The sequence below is a fragment of the Flavobacterium sp. SP2 genome (genome assembly GCF_057626655.1).
This window is the reverse complement of sequence record NZ_JBVHBT010000001.1, coordinates 227,934-243,004: the sequence shown is the minus strand read 5'-3', so window position 1 is coordinate 243,004 and position 15,071 is coordinate 227,934. Positions and strand designations below refer to the sequence as shown.

The 15,071-nt window shown below is 32.2% G+C and carries 15 protein-coding genes; 9 read left to right on the top strand and 6 right to left on the bottom strand.

Going from position 1 to position 15,071, the window contains the following annotated elements; translation table 11 throughout:
• Positions 1 to 9: 9 nt before the first annotated feature.
• Positions 10 to 1,083 carry a peptide chain release factor 1 gene (gene prfA, locus ACZ098_RS01265; protein WP_487309915.1) on the bottom strand — a complete coding sequence of 358 codons (1,074 nt, stop codon included), beginning with the start codon at positions 1,081 to 1,083 and terminating at the stop codon, positions 10 to 12.
• A gap of 262 nt (positions 1,084 to 1,345) precedes the next feature.
• On the opposite strand from prfA, the gene ACZ098_RS01260 reads away from it, so the two are divergent.
• From ACZ098_RS01260 to ACZ098_RS01245, 4 genes are all read left to right on the top strand, one after another.
• The gene (locus ACZ098_RS01260) at positions 1,346 to 1,843 is read left to right on the top strand and encodes a DUF6265 family protein (RefSeq protein WP_487309914.1); all 498 of its coding nucleotides are present in this window, start codon (positions 1,346 to 1,348) and stop codon (positions 1,841 to 1,843) included.
• A 190-nt stretch (positions 1,844 to 2,033) separates the two neighbouring features.
• Positions 2,034 to 4,235: a TonB-dependent siderophore receptor gene (locus ACZ098_RS01255; RefSeq protein WP_487309913.1), complete on the top strand. Its 2,202-nt coding sequence runs from the start codon at positions 2,034 to 2,036 to the stop codon at positions 4,233 to 4,235.
• Between the two features lie 4 nt (positions 4,236 to 4,239).
• Positions 4,240 to 4,788 (top strand): PepSY-associated TM helix domain-containing protein, encoded by a 549-nt coding sequence (locus ACZ098_RS01250; protein ID WP_487309912.1) that lies wholly within the window; start codon positions 4,240 to 4,242, stop codon positions 4,786 to 4,788.
• Between the two features lie 87 nt (positions 4,789 to 4,875).
• Entirely contained in the window at positions 4,876 to 5,709 is an 834-nt protein-coding gene (locus ACZ098_RS01245) for an alpha/beta hydrolase (RefSeq protein WP_487309911.1), read from the top strand.
• Between the two features lie 32 nt (positions 5,710 to 5,741).
• Here the strand turns inward: ACZ098_RS01245 and ACZ098_RS01240 are convergent, their stop codons facing one another.
• Entirely contained in the window at positions 5,742 to 6,104 is a 363-nt protein-coding gene (locus ACZ098_RS01240; protein WP_487309910.1) for a DUF983 domain-containing protein, read from the bottom strand.
• Positions 6,105 to 6,195: 91 nt separating this feature from the next.
• Between ACZ098_RS01240 and ACZ098_RS01235 the strand changes: the two genes are divergently transcribed.
• Entirely contained in the window at positions 6,196 to 7,062 is an 867-nt protein-coding gene (locus ACZ098_RS01235) for an AraC family transcriptional regulator (protein WP_487309909.1), read from the top strand.
• A gap of 56 nt (positions 7,063 to 7,118) precedes the next feature.
• Here ACZ098_RS01235 and ACZ098_RS01230 read toward each other — a convergent pair whose 3' ends face one another.
• A complete protein-coding gene (locus ACZ098_RS01230) occupies positions 7,119 to 8,582 on the bottom strand; it encodes an aminoacyl-histidine dipeptidase (RefSeq protein ID WP_487309908.1) in 1,464 nt (487 codons plus the stop codon).
• A 170-nt stretch (positions 8,583 to 8,752) separates the two neighbouring features.
• Here ACZ098_RS01230 and ACZ098_RS01225 point away from each other — a divergent pair, with 170 nt between their 5' ends.
• Entirely contained in the window at positions 8,753 to 9,817 is a 1,065-nt protein-coding gene (locus tag ACZ098_RS01225; protein WP_487309907.1) for a DUF3810 domain-containing protein, read from the top strand.
• 58 nt (positions 9,818 to 9,875) lie between these two features.
• Positions 9,876 to 10,775: a Kelch repeat-containing protein gene (locus tag ACZ098_RS01220; protein ID WP_487309906.1), complete on the top strand. Its 900-nt coding sequence runs from the start codon at positions 9,876 to 9,878 to the stop codon at positions 10,773 to 10,775.
• Between the two features lie 8 nt (positions 10,776 to 10,783).
• Here ACZ098_RS01220 and ACZ098_RS01215 read toward each other — a convergent pair whose 3' ends face one another.
• The gene (locus tag ACZ098_RS01215) at positions 10,784 to 12,088 is read right to left on the bottom strand and encodes an NAD(P)/FAD-dependent oxidoreductase (protein ID WP_487309905.1); all 1,305 of its coding nucleotides are present in this window, start codon (positions 12,086 to 12,088) and stop codon (positions 10,784 to 10,786) included.
• Between the two features lie 300 nt (positions 12,089 to 12,388).
• Between ACZ098_RS01215 and ACZ098_RS01210 the strand changes: the two genes are divergently transcribed.
• Both ACZ098_RS01210 and ACZ098_RS01205 read left to right on the top strand, forming a co-directional pair.
• Positions 12,389 to 12,883: an RNA polymerase sigma factor gene (locus ACZ098_RS01210; protein WP_487309904.1), complete on the top strand. Its 495-nt coding sequence runs from the start codon at positions 12,389 to 12,391 to the stop codon at positions 12,881 to 12,883.
• A gap of 4 nt (positions 12,884 to 12,887) precedes the next feature.
• A complete protein-coding gene (locus ACZ098_RS01205) occupies positions 12,888 to 13,511 on the top strand; it encodes a hypothetical protein (RefSeq protein ID WP_487309903.1) in 624 nt (207 codons plus the stop codon).
• A gap of 36 nt (positions 13,512 to 13,547) precedes the next feature.
• Here ACZ098_RS01205 and ACZ098_RS01200 read toward each other — a convergent pair whose 3' ends face one another.
• Both ACZ098_RS01200 and ACZ098_RS01195 read right to left on the bottom strand, forming a co-directional pair.
• The gene (locus ACZ098_RS01200; RefSeq protein WP_487309902.1) at positions 13,548 to 14,357 is read right to left on the bottom strand and encodes a lysophospholipid acyltransferase family protein; all 810 of its coding nucleotides are present in this window, start codon (positions 14,355 to 14,357) and stop codon (positions 13,548 to 13,550) included.
• 44 nt (positions 14,358 to 14,401) lie between these two features.
• On the bottom strand, positions 14,402 to 15,040 hold the full coding sequence (locus ACZ098_RS01195) for an NUDIX hydrolase (RefSeq protein WP_487309901.1): 639 nt from the start codon (positions 15,038 to 15,040) through the stop codon (positions 14,402 to 14,404).
• Between the last annotated feature and the right edge of the window lie 31 nt (positions 15,041 to 15,071).

Here is a 15,071-nt window from a genome sequence, read left to right as displayed (position 1 = left end):
AAATTGAAATTAAAAAACTTCACTTTCTTTTAGTTTTTCCATATTGTTAACCAATTGAAGTTCATCAATTAGTTTTTGAATTTTTCCATTCATAACACCGTCCATATCAAAGATATCCATACCAATTCTATGATCGGTAACGCGACCTTGTGCATAATTATAGGTACGAATTTTTGCCGAACGGTCACCAGAACTTACTTGAGAAGTTCTCTTAGTAGCATCTTCAGCTTCTTTTTTAGCCAATTCTTGTTCGTACAATCTTGAACGTAATACGTTTAATGCCTTATCTTTATTTTTGTGCTGTGATTTTTGATCTTGACATTGCGCAACCAAACCCGTTGGAATGTGGGTCAATCGTACTGCCGATTTAGTTGTATTAACAGATTGTCCACCTGGACCAGAAGAACAGAAAAAATCAACACGAACATCATTCATATCAATCTGAACATCAAATTCTTCCGCTTCTGGTAAAACCATAACAGTAGCTGCAGATGTATGAACTCGACCTTGAGTTTCCGTTTGTGGTACACGTTGAACTCGGTGTACACCAGCTTCAAATTTTAATGTTCCATATACATCTTCTCCGGTTACTTCAAAAATTACCTCTTTAAAACCACCAGATGTTCCTTCATTCATATCTACAACCGAAGTTCTCCAACCACGAGCTTCACAATATTTGGTATACATTCTAAAAAGATCACCTGCAAAAATCGAAGCTTCATCACCTCCTGTTCCTGCACGAACCTCTACCATTACGTTTTTAGAATCTTCAGGATCTTTAGGAATTAGTAAAAATTTTATTTCTTCTTCTAGTGCAGGAAGTCGGTCTTTAGCTTCATCAAGTTGCATTTTAGCCATTTCTACCATTTCGGCATCACTTCCGTCAGCAATAATTTCGTTTGCTTCTTTGATGTTAGCATCAAGCGTAATGTATTCTTCGCGCTTTTCAATTAATCCTTTTAATCCTTTATATTCTTGATTCAGTTGAACATAACGTTTTTGATCAGAAATCACATCGGGCTGAATAATCAAATCCGAAATTTCGTCGAAACGCTGTTTTACATATTGAAGTCTTTCTAACATTGTTTATTCTTTATTTAGGTGCAAAAGTAATAAAAAGAGTTGATATTTATGAGACTACTCAATTAGATTTTTATATGAATATATTGATGCTAATTATGGTTATAAATGAGAAACTTTGTTTATGATTATGCCTATTTTCACGGCAATTCTTTGTTAATTATGTGATTTTAAAAGTGCTTTCGAAGCGAACCATTTTTAATAAATTTGGAGTTAATTAGAATCTATTTTTAGTATTTTTACTTTTTTTTAAAAGCATTGTTTTATGAAAGTATTAAAATTGATTGTGTTCCTAACTGCAATAATGGTTGTATCGTGCAAGAAATATGATATTAATGGTAAATTGATAAAAGATTATGAAGAGTTGAATAAATCCAAATGGCTTCTTGGAAATTGGCAAAAAGTGGATAGTACCGGTATTTTACTCGAAAGTTGGTCAGTTCAAAACGACAGTACCTTGGTTGGTTCATCCTATTTTATTACAAAAAAAGGTGACACTATTCATTCTGAAGCTATAGAATTATCAGAAAATCAGGAACATTTGATATATACAGCTACCATAAAAGGAGAGAATAATGATAATCCAATTCCGTTTTTAATGACTGAAAGTACCGACAGTCTACTTGTTTTTGAAAATGTAAAGCATGATTATCCAAAAAAGATTAAATATAAATTGATTTCAGATCAATCTATTTTGGCAACCGTATCAGGTAAAGTAGGAGGAAAGGAAAGTTCAGAAAGTTATAATTTTATCAAGAAGTAATATTTTTTAGTAATTATTAAATAAGCTTGTTAGTAATGGCAAGTTTTTTTTTATATGTATAGTATTGAATATCATATATATTGTATTTTATCATTTAAAATTATTTATATTTATTCTAAATAAACTTTGTAGTTTCATTTCTCGTATCTATATTTGCACAGTTATTTTTAATTATTCTAAATAAAACATAATGAACAAATATATTTTACTTGCACTATTTGCCGTAGCTTTTTCAAATTCCAATTATGCTCAAGATCACTATTCGTCATATAACGACGAAGAATTTGTTGAGAACGATACTATAAAAAAGAAAAAAATTGAACGTCTTCAAGAAGTTATTGTAACCAAAAGCCAGCAAAAAAATCCTGCTACAGTTTCAAGATCAGGCATAAAAGCCATCGACTTACCTCAGAGTATTCAAGTTATTAGCGGTGAAATTATCGAGCAACAGCAAGCTGTACGATTGAGTGATGTTGTTAAAAATGCCAATGGTGTCTATGTTGGTTCTGCACGTGGTGGTGCACAAGAATCATTTTGGTCAAGAGGTTATGATATGTCGGCAAACAATATGTACAAAAATGGATTTAGATTTAATAGCGGATCTATCCCTGAAGTTTCATCCCTTGAAAAAGTTGAAATTTTAAAAGGAAGTTCGGCTTTACTATTCGGAAATGTCGCTCCAGGTGGCATTTTAAATATGGTAACTAAAACTCCTTCTTTTAAAACAGGCGGTGAAATCGTAATGCAAACGGGAAGTTATAATTTCTATAAACCATCTGCTGATTTTTATGGTAAATTTAATGATGCCATAGCTTATCGATTTAATGGTTCTTATGAAAACTCTGAAAGTTTTAGAGATGTAGTTGCTAAAAAGCGGTATTATGTAAACCCATCGTTTCTTTTTAAAATCAATAAAAAAACCGAAATAGTGGTTCAAGGAGATTACTTAAATGACGATTGGATTCCAGATTTTGGTACTGGTTCAATAGGAAGAACCATTGTAAATATACCTCGAAATACCTATTTAGGTGCAAGTTGGTCCAACGGAAATACAAAGCAAGCTACAGCTTCTGTTTTAGTAAATCATCAATTTAATACGAACTGGCGATTGAATTTCAATGCCTCATTTCAAGATTATGTAAGAACTTCTGAAGGAACTGAACGTGTACTTCCAGCTGAAAATGGTGATTGGAATCGTCCGTTAGGAAAAAATAAAGCTTTAGAACAGATTTTTTCAAATCAAGCGAGTTTGCAAGGAATTTTTAAAACTGGAAAGGTAAAACACCAACTTTTTACTGGTATCGATTCTGAAAAATCATTTGCAGATGCTTATACTTTTACTTTCAGCGAAACGTTCAATACCAACCCAATAACCTATGATTTAGTTAATATTTTCGATTTGAGTCTGTATCCGCAACGAACAGATAGACCACAATCAACCAATACTAGAATTGTAAAAACCGAAACCAATCGTTATGGAATTTATGCTCAAGATTTAATCTCACTAACTAGTAAGATCAAGGTTTTAGCAGGAATTAGATATTCAATTCAGGAGGCCAAACCTATTACATATAATCTAGTTGATGGTACTGTAAAAGAAGAAACTATTAGAAATGACCGCGCGTTTTCACCAAAAGTTGGTATTGTATATCAACCTGTTAAAAGTATGTCATTGTTTACGAGTTATTCCAATTCGTTTACGCCAAATACTGGAGTAACAATTTTTAATGAAGCGTTGAAGCCTTCCATAATAGATCAATATGAAGTGGGAGTAAAGAAGGAGTTTTGGAACGGCATGTTAAGTACAAATGTAACTTTGTATCAAATTGTGAACAGTAATTTATCGCAAATTGCTGAATTTAGAGCCGATGGAACACCTAACAATGACAGTACATTGAGGGAATTGAGTGGAGAAACTACGAGTAAAGGTATCGAAATAGACATTGTAGTTCGTCCATTAGAATCCTTAAATATTATGGCAGGTTACAGTTATAATAATATGGAATATACCAAAACTACAGGATTAACAGGAAGTTTTATTGAAGGCGATAGACTAGTTAGAACTCCACAAAATACGGCTAATCTAAGTGCTTTTTATACAATTCCAGCAGGAAAATTAAAAGGCTTGTCAGTTGGTACAATTGCAAATTATATTGGAGATCGTCTAGGTGGTTACAACAATACTAACGGTCAAACTATTCCAGACAGAACCATTCCAATAAATGGATATACAACTGTTGATTTCTCGATGGGATATTCTTGGAAAAAGTTTTCTATATTATGTAAATTATCTAATATTACAAACGAATTGAACTATACCGTACATGAAAATTACAGCATCAATCCGATTGCTCCAAGACAAGTAGTAACATCGCTTAAATATAAATTTTAAAACTATGATTTCTCCATTAAAAGCAAGAAACCTTCATCGAGATTTAGGATATTTTTATATCGGATTAATAATGTCGTTCGCCTTTTCAGGTATTTTAATGAACCACCGTGAAAGCTGGCATCCTGAAAAATATACTGTCGAAACCAAAGCTATTTATGTAAAACTTCCATCCGAAGAAAACATAAACGAAAAGTATGCAGAAGAATTAGGGAAAACCTTAGGTATTGATGATAAATTGCGGCGTCACAATGTAAAGAAAGGTACTTTCAAAATTTCTTTTGAAAAACATGATGTAGAAATTGATATAAAATCGGGTAAAGGCGAAATTGTATCGTTTGTTAAAACGCCAATTATAAGTCAAACGATGAAATTGCACAAAACAACTTCCAATTGGTGGATTTATTATTCCGATATTTTCGGGTTGTCGTTGATTACCATTGCATTTACTGGTGCAATTATGATTCCTGCTGGAAAATTTACTTTTAAAAGACGTGGTTGGAAACTGGCTTTAGCCGGATTGATAGTGCCGCTTTTAATACTTTTGTTTGTTTAAAATTGAAAAGCTCCAATTTAGATTGGAGCTTTTTTTATTAAACAAACTTTTAAGAGTTATAATCCGTACATTTATTAAAAAAATAGTATGAGAATTATTGTTATCATGTTTTTGACTTTCGGACTTTTATTAGGTACAAGTTGTGCCACAAAAAAATATAAAAACATTTCCTATTTAGCCGAAAATAATTCGGAAAAACAAAATCCAACATTGAACATATTTTCTCCACGAAATTCAAAATTTCAGAACAATCCAGTTTTGGTTTTTGTTCATGGTGGGAATTGGAATTCGGGCGATAAAAAATTATATGGTTTTTTCGGAAGAAATTTTGCCAAAAAAGGCATCACTACTATAATTGTTGGATATACTTTAAGTCCGAATGCAAGCTATAACGAAATGGCCATTGAAGTTGCTGACGCAGTGAAATGGACCAAAGAAAACATATCTAGATACAAAGGAAATCCAAATGAAATTTTTCTAACTGGACATTCTGCTGGCGGACATTTGGTTGCTCTTGTTGGTACGAATCCAAAATATCTAAAAGACAAATCTATAGTAAAAGGAATTATTTTAAATGATGCTGCAGGTTTGGATATGAAACATTACTTAGAAGAATTTCCGCCAACAGATGAAGATAATTATTTGGCAACTTGGACCAATAATACGGTTAAATGGCAAGATGCTTCTCCAATTTATTTTCTTGATAAAAATACACCGCCATTTATGATTTATACTGGTAGCAAAACGTACGAAAGTATAAAAGTTTCTAACGAACGATTTCTAAAGGAACTACATCAATTTCAACCTAATGTCAAACCAATAGTTCTAAATAAAAAGCACGTTCCTATGATTTTGCAGTACTTTTTTCCCTGGAACAATCGATTTGACGAGATTATCAATTTTATGAAAGAAAATAAATAGATTCAAAATATATTTTAATGCTGCTTATAATTTCAATTTTGATAATTTTTGAAAGCATATATCCAGATCATTCTTGAAAATCGAATATTGAAAAAGCTTAATGATAGAATTACGATTCCGATGATGAATAGAATTCTTGAGTCAAAATTTTTTTCAAAAAACTGGGATGCAACCAAAAAAGTTAGCAAAGCCTGTCCAACTGTAATGGCATAATTGACAAACATAGCTCCAAAAAAATAGCCAGGTTCTTTTTCAAACTTATAATTGCAATGACTGCAATTGCTGTTCATTTTTGGAAATCCTAAACTAAAGAAGAAACTTTTATCTGCAAAAACTTTTCCTTTATTACAATTCGGACATTCGTTTTTCAAGATGTGATACAAACTATTTAACATGATCTCTATTTTTATACAAATTTAGATTATTGTTGTTTGTAAAATATTTTATATATTCGCTATTACTGATACAAAAAGGACATTTTACGAAATGAAGAAAATTCCAATATATGATATTTCAAATTTTAAGTATAATGTTGCCAACAGTGAATTGTATGTAAACACGTTTAAAAATCATTTAAAAGCACACAGTTTTATTGAAAAACCACACCGTCACAACTTTTACCTATTGGTTTTATTCACGCATGGAACTGGAATTCATGAAATTGATTTTGATAGTTATGATATAAAAAGAGGCAGTTTATTTGTAGTACAACCAGGACAAATTCACAATTGGAAATTATCAAATGACATTGATGGATTCATTGTTTTTTATTCTCAGGAAACGTACAACTTGTATTTTGGAAACAAAAAAATTGAAGAGTATTCCATTTATCAATCGGTGAAATCGCAACCTGAATTATTTTTTGAAGAAGAAGAACTTGAGAAAATAGAAGTGTATTTTAAATTGATGAAAGCAGAAAGTGAATCTATAAAGACCAAACAAAAAGATAAGATTTTAAACTTGTTAGATGTTATAAACATTGAGATTTCGAGAAAGTATTTACCTGAAAGCAATCATAAAACACCCGTTTATAACCACAAAATCGATCAGTTTGAAAAGTTAATTGATGCACACTTTAAAACTGAAAAATCGCCATCGTTTTACGCTTCCAAAATGAGTATTACTTTGAAACATTTGAATAGAATTTGCAAATCAATACTGAATAAAACCGCAACACAATTAATTACAGAACGCGTAATTCTGGAAGCAAAACGACTTTTAATTGATCAAAACAAATCGATTAGTCAAGTTGCAGACCAATTGAATTTTGAAAACTATTCCTATTTTGCCAAACTTTTCAAAAAAGAAAATGGAATTTCTCCCAGTGATTTTAGACGGAATTTGAATTCATAAAAAAACTCGTTTATTGCTAAACGAGTTTCTATATTCTTTTATCTATTCTCTTTTTTCTATTTTTTTTCAGGAATATTTTCCAAAATCTCCAACACAAATTTATAGAATTTTTGAGACGATTTTATCGAAGCTCTTTCGTCTGGAGAATGCGCTCCGTGAATGGTTGGTCCGAAAGAAATCATGTCCATATCTGGATAATTTGTTCCTAAAATCCCACATTCCAAACCTGCGTGACAAGCTACAACTTTTGGTTTTTCTCCGTTTTGTTTTTCGTAGATTGTAGTCAAAACATCTAGAATTTCAGACTTAACATTTGGTGTCCAACCTGGATAACTTCCGCCAAAAGTAACTTCGCAACCAAACAATTCGTAAGCCGAACGTAGCGCATTTGCTAAGTCCATTTTAGACGTTTCTACTGAAGAACGTGTTAAATTTTGGATAGAAATTTCGCCATCTTTCACGATAACTCTTGCAATATTATTTGATGTTTCTACTAAATCTTCCATATCGGCAGACATTCTGTAAACGCCATTATGCGCTGCATAAATAGAACGCAACAAACCTTCTTGAACACCCAAATCCATTACGTGAGTAGGCAAATCTGACCTTTCGATTTCAATAGTAAGATTTGGTTCAGTAGTTTTGAATTCGGCTTTAATATCTCCAATAATTTCTTGCATATCAAAGGCAAAAGCTTCGTCATACATTCCGGCAACAATTACTTTGGCAACACTTTCTCTTGGAATTGCATTGCGCAAACTTCCACCAGAAATTTCAGCAATTTGAAGTCCGAAATTCTCAAATCCGTCAAACAATAAACGGTTCATGATTTTGTTGGCATTACCCAAACCTTTGTGAATATCCATTCCCGAATGTCCGCCATTCAAACCTTTAACCGTAATTGTGTAACCAACCGAACTTTCTGGAGTTTCTTCTAGATTGTAACTTCTGTTGGCTGTTACGTCAATTCCACCAGCACAACCTATGTCAATTTCATCATCTTCCTCGGTATCCATATTTAACAAAATATCTCCGTTAAGAATTCCGCCTTTTAGGTTCAATGCGCCAGTCATTCCGGTTTCTTCGTCAATGGTAAAAAGTGCTTCAATTGCTGGATGCACAATGGTTTTACTTTCTAAAATGGCCATAATCATGGCAACTCCAAGTCCGTTATCAGCACCAAGTGTTGTTCCGCGAGCACGAACCCAGTCGCCATCAACGTACATATCAATTCCTTGCGTGTCGAAATCGAAATTAGTGTCGTTATTTTTTTGATGCACCATGTCTAAATGTCCTTGCAAAACCAACGCTTTACGATTTTCCATTCCAGCAGTTGCAGGTTTTCTGATAATTACGTTGCGGATTTCGTCTTCAAAAGTTTCTAATCCTAAACTGTTTCCGAAGTTTTTCATGAATTCAATTACTCGGTCTTCTTTTTTTGACGGACGCGGAACTGCGTTTAAATCGGCGAATTTGTTCCAAAGATCTTTTGGTTCAAGGTTTCTAATTTCTTGGCTCATTATTTTTAAGTTTCGGAGTTAATTAAGTTGCTAAGTTTCTGAGTTTTCTATGGCTTCGTTTCTCAGTAACTTAGTTACCCAGCGACTCAGCGACTCTGACTGCAAAGTTACAAAGTTTAATTTCTTTACGAATTGATATTGTGATTATATTTACATTTCAAAAATCACAGATGCAACGCAAATACATTCTACCAATATTTTTAGTATTTCAGATTTTATTTCTGAAACTCATTGCCTTTTTTCCTGAAGTTGTAGAACGATTTTACAGCAACGGATTGTATGTTGGGATATCAAAAATTTCTAGGACTATTTTTGGCAAATTTCCGTTTTCGGTTGGTGATGTTTTCTATGGAATTTTGATTGTTTATCTTTTAGTTCGAATTTGGAACGCTAGAAAAACGTGGAAGACACAGTGGAAAAATAATTTATTATCTGTTTTGAGTTGTATTTCTGTTGCTTATTTTCTATTTCATTTTCTATGGGCATTTAATTATTATCGTGAGCCACTTTTTGAAAAAATGAGTATCAACCGTGAATATACTGATGAAGATTTGTATGCTTTTACTGAAAAATTGATTTTGAAAACTAATGAAATTCAGTATCAAATTACAACTAATAAAAAACTAAAAGTTACCAATTCCTATTCGCAGGATTCCATTTTTAAGATGACGCAAAATGGTTATGATGCTTTAGCTAAACAATTTACGTTTTTTAAATATGAAACTCCGAGTAGAAAGAAATCGTTATTTAGTTTGCCACTGACTTACATGGGATTTGGTGGTTATTTGAATCCGTTTACTAATGAAGCTCAGGTAAATTATAAGCTTCCGATGGTTGGTTTTCCGAATGTGATTTGTCACGAAATGGCACATCAGATGGGTTTTGCCAGCGAAAGTGAATGTAATTTCATAGGATTTTTGGCTTGTATAAAAAACGACGATTTGTATTTTCAATATTCGGCCTATTCGAATGCATTGCGTTATTGTATGAATAACGTTGGGTTGAAAAACGAAGCAAAATTCAATTATTTTAAAGCTAAAATCAATCCTGGAATTTTAGCAAACTATAAAGAAAGCGAAGAATTTTGGAAACAATACGACACTTTTATAGATAAAGGTTTTCATGCGTTTTATGACCAATTTTTAAAAATGAATCAGCAAAAAGACGGTATAGAAAGTTATAGTAAGTTTGTGGATTTATTGATCAATTATTATAAAAAAAAAGAGTTTTTATAATTTAAAGAAATAGTAAACGTTTAAAGAAAAACAAAAAATGAGAAAAATTATTTGCGTATTGTTTATATTAAGCATAGCTTCTTGTACTAATGAAAATTTAAATTCAATTAGCACACAAAACTTAAATTTTACTGATATCTATAACATTGAAGCTGATACATTAGATATTGATATGGTTTCCAATGTATCTGAAAACTCAATATTCTTATCCTATTCAGCAAATAATGGATTAAATGAAAATATTTTGAAATTAAATACTTCGACAAATAGTATCTCAGAAATGGTTTATCCTGATGTTTCTGAAGCTAGGCAAATAGAAATTTTAGGGAATAATATTTTTTCTTACTCTTCGAGCGATATTATGAAGTTAGACTTGAATTTAAATTTAGTATCAACGAACTCATTGACAACTGAAGCTTATTACCCTAGAATTGTAGGGAGAAATAATACAATTCAAATCATTAAAGGCATTGATAATATTTTGGTATATGATGTAATAAATGATAATTTTACTTATCCTACATTTACTGTTAATGAAAATTATCTATATAAAGCTGATGGTGAAATAATAAATGATGTATTATATTTTTTTGGTGGACTTGAATTGGTTAATCAAGTCCTAATTCCTTCAAATCAAATTAACATTTACAATTATTCTTCAGATAACTGGTCTTCACAAATATTACCTTTTTTTGTATCTGAATCATTTACTGATGTTTACGATAATAAAATCATTGTAAGTGGCAATAAACAAATAAATCATAGTGATGGATTTATTGGATTATACAATCCAATTGACGGAACTTATACCGATTTAGTTACTTCATTAAATTTAAACAATATTAGCATTAGAGGAATTTCTGTTCTTAATAATGAGCTCTATATTGCTTATGCCGATTTTGTATCACCATTTCCTAATCTAATAGATATTAAGATTGCAAAAGCAACTTTACCTTAATAAATTTTTTACATTTCATCACTAGTAAAAGTAACAAAACTTCTCTTTTTAAACGGTCTAACAATTAATCTTCCTTCACGGTCAAAACGAATGTAATTGTATACCCAATTTAGGAAAACAACAGCTTTATTTTTGAATCCGATGAGTGAAAAAAGATGCACGAACATCCAAACGAACCAAGCAAAAATACCGTTAAAATGATATTTTGGTAAATCTACAACGGCAAGATTTCTTCCTATGGTTGCCATCGAACCTTTGTCGTTGTATTCGAAAGGTTTCATAGGTTGGTTTTTCAATAATTTTATCAGATTTTCTCCCAATAAATCGCCTTGTTGTAATGCTGGTTGTGCCATCATAGGATGACCTTGCGGATATTTTTCAGTTTCCATAGATGCGATATCGCCAATAGCGAATATATTATCGTAACCCACAACTTGATTGTATTGATTTACTCGTATTCTATCTACTTTTTCTACTAAAGATGTGGCATCTAAACCAGCGACTTTTGCGCCTTGAACACCAGCTGTCCAAATTACGGTTGCGGTTTCAAAAGTTAAATCGGAATTGGTTGTGATTGTTCGTCCATCGTAATTGGTTACACGAACATTTTTCCAAATTTTTACACCCAAATCTACCAGAAATTTATCGGCTGCAGTAGACGATTTCTCCGACATTGTGTTTAGAATTCTATCGCCACTTTGTACCAAATTGATTTGCATTTTATCGATGTTCAAATCGGGATAATCCTTTTGCAGAATGGCTTTCTTCATCTCGGCCAACGCGCCTGCGAGTTCTACACCAGTTGGTCCGCCACCGACTAGAACAAAATTTATTAAAGCGTCTTTATCAGCTTGATCGGTGGTGAGAACGGCTTGTTCAAAATTTTCTAGAATTAAACTTCGAATGTTTAACGATTGCGGAATGGTTTTCATGGACATCGAATTGCGTTCGATTTCTTTATTACCAAAATAATTGGTTTTGGAACCCGTAGCAATGACTAAATAATCGTAATGTAAATCACCTATTTCGGATATTATTTTTTGGTTAGCGGTATCAATTTCTTTTACAGATGTGAGACGGAAATAAAAATCTTTATAGGAATGAATTACTTTTCGGATAGGGTAGGCTATAGAACCAGCTTCCAATCCTCCTGTGGCAACTTGATATAAAAGTGGTTGAAAGGTGTGGTAATTGTGTTTGTCTATCAATACAACTTGTAGATTTTTGTTGCGTAATTTTTTGGCTATGCTTAATCCTGCAAAACCACCGCCGATTATTACTACTCTTTTTTTGGTTGATTGTGGTATGTTCATGTACTTAGTTTCTGAGTGACTGCGTTGGATAGTAACTTAGTCTTTCTACAAAGTTAGTGAAGATTTTATTTAACCGTGTACGGAATTTAAGTTCATTTAATAAAAATGTTCTTGTGCATTTGAGTTTAGAAAAAATGATGACTAATCTAGCCCTGTTTGAAAGGAAAAACCTTTGCATTTTTATGCAAAGTTTTGGGATGAAAGCAGGAAAATGGTGGATTGAAGAGGCGCATACCATTTGCTTCAAGAAAAAAAAGTGTATCTTGTAACAAAAACTAAATTTAGTTTACTAACGTAAGTATGAGTGCGAGTTTGGAACAGTCTTTTGTAGCGCAGTTGAAGGAAAATCAGAATATAATCCACAAGATTTGTAGGTTGTATACATCTGATGCTGATGCGCATAAGGATTTGTTTCAGGAAATTACGATTCAGTTGTGGAAGGCTTTTCCTAAGTTTCGAGGAGATGCAAAGTTTTCGACTTGGGCCTATCGTGTGGCTTTGAATACTGCTATCACTTTGTATCGAAAGAGTACTCGAAGTGTGAAAACAGTGGAATATGAAAAGCATAGTTTTTTTATTTCGCAGGAAGATTATAATAGCGAAGAAGAGGAACAAATAAAGTTAATGTACAAAGCAGTTTATCAGTTAAATGATATTGAAAAAGCATTGATTTTCATGTATTTGGAAGATAAAGATTACACCGAAATTTCGGAAACTTTAGGTATTACTGAGGTGAATGCACGAGTGAAAATGAACAGAATTAAGGGTAAATTGAAAAAAATATTAAATCCGTAAGGTTATGATGGATGAATTGGATTTATTGAAAAAAGACTGGAAAAGGAATGCAAATTCTTTTACACAGGTGTCGGAAGTGGATATTTATAAGATGTTGCATAAAAAATCATCTTCGATTGTGAAGTGGATTTTGGTTATTAGCGTTTTAGAGGTTTTGTTGTGGACTTGCATTAGTTTGTGTTTTAGTACTGATGATTATTTAAAGAAAATGCACAGTGAGTATCTAATTGAATACTTTAAGTATTTAACGATATTTAACTACGCTGTGATTGCTTTGTTTATTTATTTGTTTTATAAAAATTATGCGGCAATTTCTACCACTACATCCACTAAAAAATTGATGAGCGATATTCTTAAAACTCGACGAACAGTTAATTACTATGTGTGGTATAATTTGGGAATGATGGGATTGAGTATGGTTTTGGGATTTGTTCTTGCCTTTAACATCAATCCTCAAATACATAAACTGATTGAAAACCAGAAAGCTTTCATAATTTTGATTGTTTTTTGTATAATTTGCTTGGTTGTATTTTTATTATTATTTTGGTTGTTTTACAGACTTATATATGGAATATTATTACGACGATTATCAAATAATTATAAGGAGTTAAAGAAAATTGATTTATAAAAAAAGTGCTGATATAATTATCAGCACTTTTTTTATTTAATATTCCCAACGTCGTAATTTATTGAGTTTTTCTTGTTCTTCTAGTTCTTCTACTGGAATAACTTTTAGAAATGATGGATGTTGCTCGATTGCATATTCTACTTTTTCTACAATTTCTTCAATCGTGTCATTTTCGTAGTCAATCTCCAAAGGTTCTTTAATTATAAACGATTGTAAAATTCCTTTCTTCTTTAATCGTAGTCCTTTTTTATCAAATGATCTTCTAAAACCATCGATGACTATTGGTACAACAATAGGTTTGTGTTGCTTGATAATATGTGCTGTTCCTTTACGAACGGGTTTAAATGACTTGGTTGTACCTTGTGGAAATGTAATTACCCAACCGTCGTTTAATGCAATTTTAATATTTTCGGTATCGTTGGGGTTGACTTCGCGTTTTTCGGTCACGTCTTTTCCACCAGCACGCCAAGTTCTTTCGACAGTTATCGCTCCAACGTACGCCAAAATTCTTGGAAGTAAACCTGCTTTCATAGTTTCGCTTGCGGCCACATAATATAAATTCATCTTGGGTTGCCACAAATAACCTACATTTTTAATGTTGTCGGCACGACCAGAAAGACTAGCATTAAATACATGAAACATGGCAACTACATCGGCAAAATAGGTTTGATGATTGGAAATGAAAAGTACATTTCTATCGGGTAAAGCTCTTATGATTTCAGAACCGTCTATTTGTAATTCGTTAAAACCTCGATAACGACGATGCGTGATGACTCCGAAAATACGAATAAGCCATTTTTTTATGAATAATATATGTCCGAAAGGATTTCTTTTAAATAATCCCATAATTGTTGTCCTATTTTTGGATGGCAAACATACAAAATCAAAATTTAAAATACCATTTTCAGCACATCTTTTAACTCACTTAGCATCATGGCTGTTGCACCCCAAATGATGTGTTGGTCTATCTGAAATGCAGGAACTTCCATAGCTGTAGCGTAAGAAGTATCTAAAGTATGATTGGTAATTATAGCATCGTCTAAAAGTTTAGTAAGCGACATTTCGATAATTCCTGCCACTTCATCAGGTTGAAGTGTAAACTGCAATTCGGTTTGAGAAATGCCTAAAAAAGGAGATACTAAAAAGTTGCTTGGAGGAATATATATTTCAGAGAAAGCTCGAATGACCTCAATTTTATCTGATGGAATTCCTATTTCTTCATGAGTTTCGCGCAAGGCGGTATACTGTATATTTGGATCTGAATTTTCAAATTTTCCTCCTGGGAATGCAATCTGTGAAGAATGAACACCAGGGTAGGCATTTCGTACTATTAAAACTAAATGAGTTATTGCATTTTTGGGATAAAAAAGCATCATTACACCAGCTTTTCTAGCATCAGAAAATTTAGATTCGGCTTCCTTCATCAATCGAATTCGTTCGGAAGGTGCCATTTTCACATGCGAATCAATTGCAGGTAAATTCAAATTTTTTACAGAAGAAATGTTGTTTAAAAAGATGTCAAAATTCATTATATCTGAGTTTATTTATTCCTAAATTTAC